This is a genomic window from Burkholderia sp. ZZQ-2, assembly GCF_050768715.1.
In the GTDB taxonomy this organism is placed as follows: Bacteria; Pseudomonadota; Gammaproteobacteria; order Burkholderiales; family Burkholderiaceae; genus Burkholderia; species Burkholderia cepacia.
On the sequence record NZ_LDVA01000337.1, the window covers coordinates 71,487 to 84,126 of the forward strand.

Below are 12,640 nucleotides of genomic sequence, written 5' to 3' on the forward strand. Positions count from 1 at the left end.
CGAAACGCAGCGATTCGGCGATCAATTCAAAACCAGGGTGCGTAATGGACAAGGTTCACACCATGTCGGTGTTTGCGAAGGTGGTCGAGATGGGCAGTTTCACGGCTGTCGCAAACCACCTCGATACGACGGTCGGCAACATTTCCCGAGCGGTCTCGGTACTCGAGGACAATCTCAACACGCGGTTGCTGCAGCGCTCGACGCGACGGCTCGTCGTCACCGATGCGGGGCGACGTTTTTACGAGCGCAGCATTGCGATCCTCTCGGACATCGAACGGGCAGAAGCGGAAGCGCGCGATGCGCTGCTGGAGCCGCGCGGCGTGTTGCGCGTGCATGCGGTGCCAGGATTAGGCCGTCAACTCGTTTCGCAAGCCGTGCTTGCCTATCGGAACGCATACCCGGAGGTATCGGTCGATCTCATGCTGTCGCAGCGGATGCCGAACCTGCTCGAAGAGCAACTCGACGTGGCGATCGTGATTGCGCGCACGCTGCCGGACTCGGCGTATGTGAGCCAGAAGATCGGCGTCAGCCATTGCATTCTGGCGGCGTCGCCCGAGTATCTGGCGCATCGTCCGGCTCCCGCGTGCGTGGAAGACCTCGTCGACCACACATGTGTGCTCCTGAGCACGGTCGATTACGCGCCCGACGAATGGCGTCTGCAAGGCAGGGCCGGCGAGGCGGTGTATCGTCCGGCGGGATCGCACTTCAGCGTCAACGACATGGATGCGATGTCCACGGTACTGCGCGAGGGCGCGGGGATCGGGCTGATCGCCGCCTTCTCGGCAATCGACGATTTGCGTAAAGGATCGCTCGTTCGCGTGCTGCCTGAATTCCACACCGCCCAGCGCAACGTCTATGCGGTGTATTCGTCCCGTCAGTTCGTCGACGCGAAGATCAAACGGTTCATCGATGTCCTTAAGTTGCGGGTAGGCGACCGGTTGGAGGCGTATGCGGAGGAGCTCGCCATCACGGTCGTATGACCCGCCTCACGGCCGGCATGGTCGGGCAGGTCGAGCGATGACCGACCGGGAACGCGTTTCCGGCGCCGAACGCGCGCGGCGGTGGTCCAGTGACTGCAACTAACGGTCAAGTCGTCCGGCGTTGACGGACGGTGTGGCGACGCCATCGCCGCACCGCTCAATGCGGACTGTCTTCAGCCCGCAGTGCCCGCAAGAGTTCCCCGGCGGCCTTGCCGAGCCCCGTATGTTTCGGCCGCCGCAGATACACAGGCAGCGGCAGCCCGTTGCGAATGTTCGCGAAGACGAGCGGTGCGAGTTCGCCGTCCGCCACATACCGGTCGATGATCGATTCCGGCAAGTTCGCCCAGCCATGACCGGCCTTCACGAGCGCGATCGCGGTCGCCATGTCGGTCACCTTCCACGTGCGGTTGCCGATAAGCGGCCGCACGTCGGTGAGCGGCCGCTCCGGATCGGCGATCACGATCTGCCGAAACCCCGACAAGCGCTCGATCGCCTCCGGATGCGCGGCTTCGGCAATCGCCGGATGGCCGGGCGCGGCGACCGCGATCAGCGTCTCGGTCCACAGCGCGTGAATCTGTTCCTGCGGATGAAGATCGAGCCCGCCGTACGCGACGCAAAGATCGACGGCCCCGCGATGCAGCGCGTCGACGATCGCATCCTGCGGTGCGGTGACGACGCTGACCGCGAGCGCCGGATATTTCGCGGCGACGGCGGCCAGCGCGCGCGCAATCGGCGCACCGTCGATTTCGGCCGCGAGCCCGAGTCGCAGCGTGTCCTCGACACCCTCCGACAAGTGCTGCGCATGCGCACGCAGCGCATGCAGCCGTTCGGCGATCGCGCGCGCGTCGGGCAGCAGCGCGGCCATCGCGGCGGTCGGCGTCGGCTCGCGCGTGCCGCGGTCGAACAGCACGAGGTCGAGTTCGGCCTCGAGGTTCGCGATCGCCATGCTGACCGCCGACGGCGTGCGGCCGAGCGCACGCGCGGCCGCCGAGAACGAGCCTTCGTCGATGACGGTCAGCAGCATGTCGATGTGATCGCTGGTCAGCATGGTCGGCCGCCTCCTGTCAGAAAAATTGAAAGGACCTGACTTTTACGGACGAAGTGTCCGCTGTAGTCTCGCCACCTTGTTCGAAACGAAGGTGGTCGGTCATGCAAGGATGGAAGAGACGCATAGTCTACGTCGTGATGTTCGAGGTGCTCGGCATCCTCGTCGCGTCGTCGGTGCTCGGCATGCTGAGCGGCGCGAGCGCGGCGACGAGCGGCCTGCTCGGCGTGATGATCTCGACGACGGGCGTCACCGTCAATTTTCTGTACAACCTTGGGTTCGAGGCGTGGGAGCGGCGGCGCACCGAAACGACGCGCACCGTCGGGCGACGTGTCGCGCATGCGATCGGGTTTCAGGTCGCGCTCGTGACGTTCCTGATTCCGTTGATCGCGTGGTGGCTCGACGTGTCGTTATGGCAGGCGTTCCTGTACGACGCGGTGCTGATCGTGTTCTTCCCGATCTTCACGTTCACGTACAACTGGGCGTTCGACAGCGTGTTCGGGTTGCCGGATGCGGTGACGCGCAAGGCGGCATCGGCTGCGTGATGCAGGGGGATGTGAAACGATGCGGATTGCCCGCGCCGTTTCGCTTCCGCAGGAGAGGGGAAGGCCGGGCGGCGCGCATGCCGCCCGCTCGCGTTACGCGGCGACGAACTCGTGCACGTAACGGTTGAACACGGCGGGGCTCGCCGCGTTCATCCCGTGCGATGCGCCGGCGACGGTCTGCCGTTGCGCATTGCCGATCCACTGCGTCAGCGTATCGACGTTGTGGCGGAACATCTTCGGGCTGCGCTGGCCGTCGATCAGCAGCGTGCGGCACGCGATGTCGCCGGCCGTGTGCTGCGAGTATGCGGGCAGCGGGTCGCGCAACTGCTTCGGCAGCGTGCTTGCGTTGTCGATCGCCATCGTGCGGAAACGCGACGTGCTTTTCTTCCACGCGCCGGGCAGGCTCACGGAATCGACGAACATCTCGAGGCCCGCTTCGACGTCGCCTTGCCCGATCAGGCTTACGGCCTTCGTGCGCAGCGCGATCGCGGCGGCCGGCAGCGCGGCTTCGCGCACGCCCGGCTGTTGCAGCGGGCCGCCCGGATCGGCGAGCGTCAGCGATTCGACGAGTTGCGGATGCTGGCGCGCGACGTTGAACGCGACGCTGCCGCCGCGCGAGTGGCCGACCAGATGCACGGGGCCGAGATCGAGCGCGTCGATGAACTCGGCGAGCTCGTCGACGTGGTTCTGCCAGCTGAACTCGTCCTGGATGCCCGCTTCGACGGCCGGCCAGTAATGGCTGAGGCTCGGCGCGATGCAGCGGTAGTGGGCCGACAGCGACGCGAGCTGCGGATCCCAGTAGCGGTAGTCGCACAGCGAGCCGTGCACGAACACCATCGGCGCGCCGCTGCCCCGCTCGACATACGGCAGGCTGATGCCTGACGAAAGCGTCGCAAATTGCAGGTCGGGGTTCGCGAGCACGGACGGCTCGATTCGCATGTTCATGACTGAAAGACTCAAAGGTGCGTCAACACGACGCAACTATGCATCACGGCAACCTGCAAGGAAAACGCATAATTTTCATCGTGACGATCAATTTTTTTGATGGCTCGGCCGCAAACCCTTGTCGGAAGGGGATGGGTGCCGATGCTTTCAATCGTCTAACGATTGGCCGTGAAGCCGGACAGGCCCGGAAAGGCGCGTGCGACGGCCTGCGCACCCGTGCACCGCAACCAGGAAAACGGGGAATCGGGAAGGACGCGCGCCGCGAACGCGGCCCGCGTTTCAGCGCACCGCCAGCGCGGGCGCGGTCTGAAGTTCGACGGGGAGGTCGTTGTCGGCCGCGAACTGCATCGCGAAGTCGAAGGCGTCCGCGCATACGGTGCGCAATTCGTCAGACACGAACAGGCATTTGACGCCGCGGTCGACGACCGGCATCGCGAGCCGCGACAGCGCGCACGGATAGCCGGGCCGCCGCTCGCCGACGAACAGCGTGATGACGCCCGCGAGGCGCTCGGGCCAGTCGCTCGGGCGGAAGGTTTTCTGCGCGCGCGTGACGCCGCGGATCAGGTGGCCGGCGACGCGGCCGTGTTCGGTGATGTCGATGCGATCCATGCTGTCGTGCGTGTCCTCGTTCGCGTCATTCGCCGCCATCGGCCGCCGCGTCGCCGCGCGCGGGAATCCGCAGGTTGCGCAGCTTGTGATAGAGCGTCTTCTTCGGCATGCCGAGCGCTTCGCTGGCCTCCGCGACGTTGCCGTTGTGACGCTGCAGCATGTCCTCGATCAGCATCCGCTCGAAATACGCGAGCTGCTCCGCGAGCGTGCCGCCCGCGGCCGGCGTGCCGCCGGACGACAGCAGGCTGTCGCCGGTCAGCCCGAGCACGAAGCGGTCGGCCACGTTCTGCAGCTCGCGCACGTTGCCGGGCCATGCGTGCGTCATCAGTTCGGATACCTGCGCGGCCGTGACGACCGGCGCCGGCTGCCCGAAGCGCCGTGCGGCCGCGAGCACGAAATGCTCGAACAGCAGCGGCACGTCTTCGCGCCGCTCGCGCAGCGGCGGCAGCTCGATCTGCGCGACGTTGAGGCGATACAAAAGGTCGGCGCGGAAGCGGCCGTCGGCCGCCAATTCGGCAAGATCGGCCTTCGACGCGGCGACCACGCGGCAGTCCACCGGAATCAGCTCGTTCGCGCCGAGCCGCTCGACCACGCGCTCCTGCAGCACGCGCAGCATCTTGACCTGCAGCGGAACCGGCATCGTCTCGATCTCGTCGAGGAACAGCGTGCCGCCGTCCGCCCATTCGATCTTGCCGATGCGCTTCTTGATCGCACCCGTGAACGCGCCGGCCTCGTGGCCGAACAGTTCGCTTTCGAAGACCTGCTCGGGCAGGCCGCCGCAGTTCAGCGCGACGAAATGCGCGTCGCGCCGGCCGCCGAAGTCGTGCAGGCTGCGCGCGATCAGTTCCTTGCCGGTGCCCGTTTCGCCGGTGATCAGCACCGACACCGACGTATCGGCGAGGCGCAGGATCTTCTTGCGCACGTCGGCCATCGCAGGCGACTTGCCGAGCACGAACGCCTCGATGCCCTGCCAGTTGTTCAGCGCCGCGCGCAGGCCCTGCACCTCGAGCGTCAGGCGGCGCTTCTCGACCGCGCGCGCGACGCGCCCCGCGATCACGTCCGACGAGAACGGCTTCTCGATGAAGTCGTACGCGCCGACCTGCATCGCGCCGACGGCCGTCGAGATATCGGCGTGGCCGCTGATCAGCACGACGGGAATCTGCGCGTCGATGGCCATCACGCGATCGAGCAGCTGCAGCCCGTCGATGCCCGGCATCCGCACGTCCGACACGATCACGACCGGCGCGCCGGGCGCAACGTGATGAAGCGCGTCGGCGGCCGACGCGAAGGCATCGACCGCGAAGCCGGCAAGCGCCACCGCCTGCTCGACGCCGATCCGGACGTTTTCATCGTCCTCGACGACCAGCACCCGAATCTCATCTTCCATGCTCTGTCCTTTGCAGCGTTGCCGCCGCGAATTCGATACTGAACTGCGCGCCGCCTTCGTCGCGGTTCGTCGCGGCGATCTTCGCGCCGAACGCCTCGACGATGCGCGACGTGATCGCGAGGCCGAGCCCGAGGCCCTGGCCGCGCGGCTTGGTCGTGACGAACGGCTCGAACAGGTGCGGCAGCACCTCGGGCGCGATGCCCGCGCCGCTGTCGGCGACCGTGACGCGCACACGGCCGGCTTCGTCCGGCCCGGTGGCCTCGATGACGATGCGGCGCACGGGCGCGTCGCGGACCGCGTCGAGCGCGTTGCCGAGAAGATTCACGATCACCTGCTGCAACTGGCTCGATTCGGCCGACACGGCGGTGCCGGGCGCGATATGCACGTCGAGTTGCACGCCTTCGTCGCGGATCCGCGCATCGTAGATGAGCCGCGCATGTGCGACGGCCTCGTTCAGCGAGACCGCGACGCGCTCGACGTCGGGCTTGCGCGCGAAGGTCTTCAGCTCGCCGGTGAGCACGGCCATGCTGTCGACGAGCTTGCCGATCCGTTCGAGATTGGCGAGCGCCGGCGCCGGCTGGCCGCGCTCGAAGAACGTGCGCGCGTTGTCGCACAGCGTGCGGATCGCGACGAGCGGCTGGTTCAGCTCGTGCGTGAGGCCGGCGGCCATCTGCCCGAGCACCGCGAGCTTGCCCGCATGCACGACTTCCTGCTGCGACGCGCGCAGCCGCTGCTCGGTGCGCTCGCGCTCGACGATCTCGCGCTGCATCCGTTCGTTCGCGGCCGTCAGCGCGGCCGTGCGCTGCGCGACGGTCAGCTCGAGCCGGTCGTTCGCGCGCCGCAGCGCGTCCTGCGCGTTCAGTCGCGCGACGATCGCGCGGCGGCGCTGGATCGCGTAACCGGCCAGGAGCGCGGCGATCAGGAACGCGCCGGTGACGAACACGAAGGCCGTCTGCTGCTGGCGCCGCGCCCCCGCGATGTCGAGCAGCACCATCAGCGAATCGCCGGCCTGCGGCGCGGGGCGCGACATCACGAGATAGCGTGTGGTGCGGCCGGCGTGGCGCGGATCGGGGAAGGTGCCGAACCATGCGGCCGCGCTGCGGTCGCCGATGCGGCGGTACGGCAGCGCGTCGACGGTGCGGCCCGCGTACTGTCGCGACGCCTGGATGTCGCGCTGCTGCTGCGCGGTGATCGGGCGCAGCGCGGTGAATTTCCACGCGGGTTCGGTCGAGATCACGACCACGCCGTTACCGTCGACGACCATCGCGGCGACGCCCGGCGCGCGCCACGCCGATTCGAGCGGATCGACGCTGATCTTCACGGCGGCGACGCCGATCGGCACGCCGTCGTCGCGCACCGCGCTCGCGAAGTAGACGCCCGGCACGCCGGTATTGGTGCCGATGCCGAAGAAGCGGCCGCTGCCGCGCGCGAGCGCGTCCTTGAAATACGGCCGGTACGACACGTTGGTGCCGACGAAGCTGAGCGTCTCGTTCCAGTTGCTGGCGGCGATCACGTCGCCCTGCAGGTCGATCACGTCGACCGCGCCGCTGCCCGCGTCGCGGTTCACGGCTTCGAGGTACGTGTCGACCGTGTGCACGAGCTCGGGGGCATCGTGCGGCGCGGCTTTCAGCATCGCGCGCACGCGGTCCTGCCGCGCGACCAGGCCGGGCAGGATCTCGAAGCGGCCGAGTTCGCTCTTCAGGCTCGATGCATACAGGTCGAGCCGGTGCGCGCCGGTTTCCTCGAGCGCGTCGATCGCGCGTTCCCACGCGAAATCGACGGCCGCGGCCGCCACGCACACGTACAGCACGCCGGCCGATGCCCAGCCCCACCACGGGATTCCCTTGAAGCTCTTCTGCACGTTCGCCCTCATCGAAGCCCGCAACCGGCCGCCCGGAGCGACGCCCCGAACGACGCGCGCCGCGCGCCGGCAAGGCCGGCGGCGGCGCGTGCGAAGCGGCCTGCGCGACGGAGCGCGCGGCGGCGCGTCATCCGAAGTGTGCGATCAGGATCAGCGTGACCGTGACGACGATCGCGCCGCCGATGCGGGTCGCGATCTGCGCGAACGGCATCAGCTGCATCCGGTTCGCGGCCGTGAGGATCGCGACGTCGCCGGTGCCGCCTTGCCCGCTGTGGCAGGCGTTCACGATTGCGGTGTCGATAGGGTACATCTTCATCAGGCGGCCGACCACGAAACCGGTGCCCATCAGCGTCGCGACGGTCGACACGATCGTGACCACGTTGACGATCGTGAACGCGGCGGTCAGCTTGTCCCACGGCGTCATCGCGACGCCGATCGCGAACAGCAGCGGGTACGTGACGGCGGTCGAGAAGAACTTGTAGACGACGAACGCGCCTTCCTGCAGCGGCGGCGACACCGCGCGCGCAAGCTTCACGAGCACCGCGAGGAACAGCATCGCGACCGGCGCGGGCAGGCCGAACAGCTTGTGCGCCATCAGGCCGACCAGGTACAGCGTGATCGCCGTGATGCCGGCGCCCGCGATGTGCGAGACGTCGACGTGGCCGCGGATTTCCTCGTTCTCGGGCGTCATGTCGCCCGATTCGCCGACCTGCAGGCGGCCGTTGCCGGTCAGGTGCGGGAAGCGCTTGCCGAGCATGTCGAGCGCGCCCGACAGGATGATCGCGGTCAGGCTGCCGAGCATCACCGGCGGCAGCACCATCGCGAACATCTCGCCTTGCGGCAGGTGCATCAGTTCCGAATAGCCGATCGACAGCGGAATCGCGCCTTCGCCGACGCCGCCCGCCATGATCGGCACGACGATGTACAGCAGCGTGTGGCGCGCGCCGAGGCCGAGCGCGGTACCCACCGCCGTGCCGACGATCGCGGCCGCGACCGAGCCGGCCGCGAGCGGGATGAAGATCTTCACGAAGCCCTGGATCAGCACGCGCCGGTCCATGCTCAGGATGCTGCCGACGATGATCGACGCGATGAACAGGTACAGGAAGTTGGTCGACTTCGTGAATTCGACCGTCAGGTTCAGCACCGGCTTCGGCAGCACGTGGTAGTACGTGAGCGCCGACGGCACGAAGGTCGCGAAGATTGCGGCGGCGCCGATGTTGCGCAGGAGCGGCAGGCGCTTGCCCAGTTCCGCACAGGTGAAGCCGAAGAACGCGAGCACCGCGATCGCCATCGAGATCTCGCCGGGCACCTTGCCGGTGACCGAGAAGCCGACGATCAGCGCAAGCAGGATGAAATAGACGGGCAGCGGGATGATGCCGATGCGGATTTCCATCAGCTTCCACCAGCCTTCCGGCCAGAAGCGCTCGCGCGGGGCGGCGACGGCGTTGGAAACCGGCTCCGGATGGGACGGGGTATGGATAGAGGTCTGCAAGACGTGTCTCCTGATGTTGGAATGCCTGCATCGCTTCGCGGCATCGTGTGCCGTCTATTACGCAACCCCCATGCCAGAAATGCAGCCTGCCGGAATATTTTTAATCCATTGATTCATAAGGGATTTGTTTCGTCTGCGGAAATGGCGGCCCGGCCGGCTGGCCGAGATTTCGGAATTCGCCCGGCGTCCAGGCCGAGATTTCGGCCGGGCGCCCGGTCGGGCCGCCGATCCTGCGTGGCCGCCGCCCATATCGCCGCGCGCGATTTTCTTCGCACAATCGCTTCGTAGACCGTCCCCGCTCCGCTCTCTATCATCGGCTGATCCTTTTCCGACGTGCTTGACCCTTGTCCGGAGAACGCCCGCGCGTTCGCCGCGGCGTCGCTCATCCGTCGATACCGTCTTTGGACAGGAGAGTGGTTCCCATGCTGCATGCCGTTTTTTCCGCCCGTCTTTCCGCCGGCCGCGTCGCGCGCCTGCTGGCCGCCGCCCTGCTCGGCGTCGCACTGCTCAATGGTGCGCGGGCCGACACCGCGCCGCTGAAGGTCGGCATTTCGACGAGCCCGCAGATCGAGGCGCTGAAGGTTGCCGCCAAGGAGGCGAAGGCGCAGGGGCTCGACGTGCGGATCGTCGAATTCACCGACTGGAATACGCCGAACGCGGCGCTCGCGAACAAGGACATCGACGTCAACTACTTCCAGCACATCCCGTTCCTCGAGAACGCGAACAAGCAGGGCGGCTACAACTTCGTGTCGATCGCGCCCGGCACGATCATGAAGATCGGCCTCTATTCGAAGAAGGTGAAAAGCTTCAGCGAGCTGAAGGACGGCGCGAAGGTCGCGATCGCGAACGATCCGGTGAACGGCGGGCGCGGGTTGCTGCTGCTGCAGCGCGCGGGGCTCATCAAGCTGAAGCCGGGCGCCGACTACCGTGCGACGACGCACGACATCGTGTCGAACCCGAAGCACCTGAAGATCATCCCGCTCGAGGCGTCGCAACTCGCGCGTTCGCTCGACGACGTCGATCTCGCGCAGGGCTACCCGAGCTTCATCAAGCTCGCCGGCACGACCGACCCGAACAGCGCGCTGCTGTTCGACGGCACCGAGAACAAGATCTTCGCGATCCAGTGGGTCGTGCGGCCGGACAGCGTGAACGATCCGCGCATCCGCAAGTTCATCGCGATCTATCAGCAGTCGCCGGCCGTGCGCCGTGCACTCGACAACGCGTTCGGCTCGCTGTACGCGATCGCGTGGTGACGGAGGCGCTCACATGACGACGGCGAACCGCAAGAAGATCCTGCTCAACGCGTTCAACATGAACTGCGTCGGGCACATCAACCATGGGCTGTGGACGCATCCGCGCGACCGCTCCGCACACTACACCGATCTCGACTACTGGGCCGACCTCGCGAAAACGCTCGAACGCGGCAAGTTCGACGGGATCTTCCTCGCGGACATCGTCGGCGTGTACGACGTGTTCGGCGGCGGCCCCGATGCCGCGCTGCGCGAATCGGTGCAGGTGCCCGTCAACGATCCGCTGCTGCTGGTGCCCGCGATGGCGCAGGTCACGCGGCATCTCGGCTTCGGCGTGACCGCGAACCTGACCTACGAGCCGCCTTACCTGTTCGCGCGCCGCATGTCGACGCTCGATCACCTGACGAAGGGGCGCGTGGGCTGGAACATCGTCACCGGTTATCTCGACAGTGCCGCACGCGGGATGGGCCTCGCGCAGCAGATCGGCCACGACGACCGCTACGAGCGCGCGGACGACTACATGGACGTCGTCTACAAGCTGTGGGAGCAGAGCTGGGACGACGACGCGGTGATCCGCGATGCGCAGGCGCGCGTGTTCGCGCAGCCGGGCAAGGTGCGGCGCGTGAAGCACGACGGGCCGTTCTATTCGATCGATGCGATCCACCTGAGCGAGCCGTCGCTGCAGCGCACGCCGGTGCTGTACCAGGCCGGTTCGTCCGCGCGCGGCGTCGAGTTCGCGGGCCGTCACGCCGAATGCGTGTTCGTGAACGGGCAGAGCAAGGCCGCAGCGCGTGCGGCGGCGCTCGACATCCGTGCGGCTGCCGCGCGGCAGGGGCGCGATCCGGCGTCGATCAGGATCTTTGCCGGCGTGAGCGTCGTGACGGCCGAGACCGAACTTCTCGCGCGCGAGAAGTTCGACGAATACCGGCGCTACGCGAGCCCGGAAGCCGGCCTCGCGCATTTCGCGAGTTCGACCGGCATCGACTTCGCGAAGTACGGCCTCGACGAACCGATCTCGTACGTGCAGACCGACTCGATCCAGTCGGCCGTCGACGCGATCTCGCGCAAGAGCACGACCGGCACGTGGACCGTGCGGCGGATGCTCGAACAGATGTCGCTCGGCGGCCGGTATGCGCCGATCGTCGGCTCGCCGTCGCAGGTCGCGGACGAACTGCAGTCGTGGATCGACGAGACGGGCATCGACGGTTTCAACCTGACGCGCACCGTGATGCCCGAGTCGTTCGAGGATTTCGTCGACTGGGTCGTGCCCGAGTTGCAGAACCGCGGCGTCTACAAGGAAGACTACGATCCCGCGCCGACGCTGCGCGAGAAGCTGTTCGGCGCGGGCCCGCGCCTGCCCGCGTGGCACACGGGCGCGCAGCACCGGCCGGCTGCCGTGCCGGCATCCGAACCCGCGCATCCCGCGCATGCCTGAACGTGACGGAGCGAAGCGATGACGCAATTGTTCGATACGCTGGGTTTCGTCGATGCATCGGCCGCGCGTGCCGGCACCGTTGCCGGCCCGCATGACGCGGCGGCCGCGGCGGCCGCCGGTGGCGCCGCCGTGTCGCTGGAGCAGGTCGGCAAGGTGTTCGCGACGCCGCGCGGCCAGGCCGCCGCGCTGCGCGACGTGACGCTCGACGTGCGGCGCGGCGAGGTGTTCGGGATCATCGGCCGCAGCGGCGCGGGGAAGTCGACGCTGCTGCGGCTCGTGAACGGGCTCGAGCGGCCGAGCTCGGGCCGCGTGCGCGTGCAGGGCGTCGACGTCGGCGCGCTCGACGAGGACGGGCTCGTCGCGCTGCGGCGTCGCACCGGCATGGTGTTCCAGCATTTCAACCTGCTGTCCGCGAAGACGGTGTTCGAGAACGTCGCGCTGCCGCTGAAGATTGCCGGCGTGCCGAAGGCCGAGCGCGTGCGCAAGGTCGAGGCGCTGCTCGAACTCGTCGGGCTCGCCGCGAAACGCGACGCGTATCCGGCCAGCCTGTCGGGCGGGCAGAAGCAGCGCGTCGGCATTGCCCGCGCGCTCGTGCACGATCCCGAGGTCCTGCTGTGCGACGAGGCGACCTCGGCGCTCGATCCCGAGACGACGCAGTCGATCCTCGCGCTGCTCGCCGACATCAACCGTCGCCTCGGGCTGACGATCGTGCTGATCACGCACGAGATGGAAGTGATCCGCGCGGTGTGCGACACGGTCGCGGTGATCGAACAAGGCGAAGTCGTCGAAACGGGCCCCGTGTGGCGCGTGTTCGGCGATCCGCGCCACGGCGCGACGCGCGCGCTGCTCAGCACGCTCGTGCACGACCTGCCGGCCGAACTGGCCGCGCGCGTGCAGCCGCTGCCCGAGCAGGCCGCGCTGCCCGACGGCGCACAGGTCGTGCTCGACGTCCGTTATACGGGCGAGAGCGGCGGCGAGCCGGATGTCGGCGCGCTCGCGGCGGCGCTCGGCGGCTCGGTGCGTTTCCTGCATGGCGGGATCGAGCGCATCCAGGGGCATGCGCAAGGGCGGCTCGTGATCGCGGCGGCGCC

The 12,640-nt window shown here is 67.7% G+C and carries 11 protein-coding genes; 5 read left to right on the forward strand and 6 right to left on the reverse strand.

The genetic code is table 11. The features are described 5' to 3' along the window. The first annotated feature begins 44 nt into the window (after nt 1-44). Nucleotides 45-980, forward strand: a complete 936-nt coding sequence (locus tag ABY44_RS32165; RefSeq protein WP_060173962.1) for a LysR family transcriptional regulator — start codon at nt 45-47, stop codon at nt 978-980. A 157-nt stretch (nt 981-1,137) separates the two neighbouring features. On the opposite strand, the gene ABY44_RS32170 is transcribed toward ABY44_RS32165, so the two are convergent. Continuing rightward, on the reverse strand, nt 1,138-2,028 hold the full coding sequence (locus ABY44_RS32170) for a LysR family transcriptional regulator (RefSeq protein WP_060173961.1): 891 nt from the start codon (nt 2,026-2,028) through the stop codon (nt 1,138-1,140). 101 nt (nt 2,029-2,129) lie between these two features. On the opposite strand from ABY44_RS32170, the gene ABY44_RS32175 reads away from it, so the two are divergent. Then, entirely contained in the window at nt 2,130-2,570 is a 441-nt protein-coding gene (locus tag ABY44_RS32175; RefSeq protein ID WP_060173960.1) for a PACE efflux transporter, read from the forward strand. Between the two features lie 93 nt (nt 2,571-2,663). On the opposite strand, the gene ABY44_RS32180 is transcribed toward ABY44_RS32175, so the two are convergent. The 5 genes from ABY44_RS32180 to ABY44_RS32200 all read right to left on the reverse strand — a co-directional run bounded on the left by ABY44_RS32180 (nt 2,664) and on the right by ABY44_RS32200 (nt 8,864). Beyond that, complete coding sequence (locus ABY44_RS32180; protein WP_048023420.1) at nt 2,664-3,515, reverse strand: alpha/beta fold hydrolase; 852 nt, start codon at nt 3,513-3,515, stop codon at nt 2,664-2,666. A 279-nt stretch (nt 3,516-3,794) separates the two neighbouring features. Further along, nucleotides 3,795-4,124 (reverse strand): DUF3579 domain-containing protein, encoded by a 330-nt coding sequence (locus ABY44_RS32185; RefSeq protein WP_027790479.1) that lies wholly within the window; start codon nt 4,122-4,124, stop codon nt 3,795-3,797. Between the two features lie 25 nt (nt 4,125-4,149). Beyond that, a complete protein-coding gene (locus tag ABY44_RS32190; protein ID WP_027790480.1) occupies nt 4,150-5,511 on the reverse strand; it encodes a sigma-54-dependent transcriptional regulator in 1,362 nt (453 codons plus the stop codon). Then, entirely contained in the window at nt 5,501-7,384 is a 1,884-nt protein-coding gene (locus ABY44_RS32195; RefSeq protein WP_027790481.1) for a sensor histidine kinase, read from the reverse strand. Before ABY44_RS32195 ends, ABY44_RS32190 begins: the two co-directional genes overlap by 11 nt. Nucleotides 7,385-7,499: 115 nt before the next feature. Continuing rightward, the gene (locus ABY44_RS32200) at nt 7,500-8,864 is read right to left on the reverse strand and encodes a 2-hydroxycarboxylate transporter family protein (RefSeq protein ID WP_021156390.1); all 1,365 of its coding nucleotides are present in this window, start codon (nt 8,862-8,864) and stop codon (nt 7,500-7,502) included. 422 nt (nt 8,865-9,286) lie between these two features. Between ABY44_RS32200 and ABY44_RS32205 the strand changes: the two genes are divergently transcribed. The 3 genes from ABY44_RS32205 to ABY44_RS32215 all read left to right on the forward strand — a co-directional run. Further along, on the forward strand, nt 9,287-10,117 hold the full coding sequence (locus ABY44_RS32205; RefSeq protein ID WP_021156388.1) for a MetQ/NlpA family ABC transporter substrate-binding protein: 831 nt from the start codon (nt 9,287-9,289) through the stop codon (nt 10,115-10,117). A gap of 13 nt (nt 10,118-10,130) precedes the next feature. Beyond that, complete coding sequence (locus ABY44_RS32210; protein WP_060173959.1) at nt 10,131-11,549, forward strand: LLM class flavin-dependent oxidoreductase; 1,419 nt, start codon at nt 10,131-10,133, stop codon at nt 11,547-11,549. Between the two features lie 18 nt (nt 11,550-11,567). After that, nucleotides 11,568-12,640: methionine ABC transporter ATP-binding protein (locus ABY44_RS32215; protein WP_431643231.1), on the forward strand; the 1,073-nt coding region annotated here is incomplete at its 3' end.